Source organism: Sulfitobacter dubius (genome assembly GCF_027214245.1).
GTDB lineage: Bacteria > Pseudomonadota > Alphaproteobacteria > Rhodobacterales > Rhodobacteraceae > Sulfitobacter > Sulfitobacter dubius_A.
The window spans coordinates 1-538 of record NZ_JAPWHM010000035.1; the positions used below are offsets into that span (position 1 = coordinate 1).

Annotated in this window: 1 rRNA gene; it reads right to left on the reverse strand. The window is 50.6% G+C overall.

The features are described from left to right. Positions 1-299: 299 nt before the first annotated feature. A 5S ribosomal RNA gene (gene rrf, locus O4H31_RS19500) occupies positions 300-414 on the reverse strand. Positions 415-538: the final 124 nt, after the last annotated feature.

Consider the following 538-nt stretch of genomic DNA (forward strand, 5'->3'; position numbering starts at 1 on the left):
CGCGCCGAGCCCTGCCTGGTGCTCCTTCAGGATGCCAATAATCTGTTCTTCGCTGAAACGGCTTCTCTTCATCTTTTGTCTCCTCAATTGGAGAACAGGCTAACCTCAAATCGAGGACATTTCAGGGGAGCAGGTCCCCGACAACGTCGACGGTCTCGCTGAAGGTTCGCGCGGAAGACGTCGGGCATTAGGCAAGAAAATGCCCCCCCAAACACAAAACCGCCGCAGCTTTATAGCTACGGCGGTTTTGTTATTCTGTTCATCGTTGAGAGATACTGTTTTTATCAGGAACTTATTAGGTTTGGCGATGACCTACTCTCCCACGTCTTAAGACGCAGTACCATCGGCGCTACGGCACTTAACGGCTGGGTTCGGGATGGGACCAGGTGTTTTGCTCGCGCTATGATCACCAAACCAAATAAATTCCTGAAGCGCTCTGCGCGTTGCGACGCAGAGCGTGTTCCAAGTCATGTACAACTGATTGTATGTGTATGCTTTTGCCCAGTTAAGCAGTCTTGCTTCTACTGGATCAAATCAA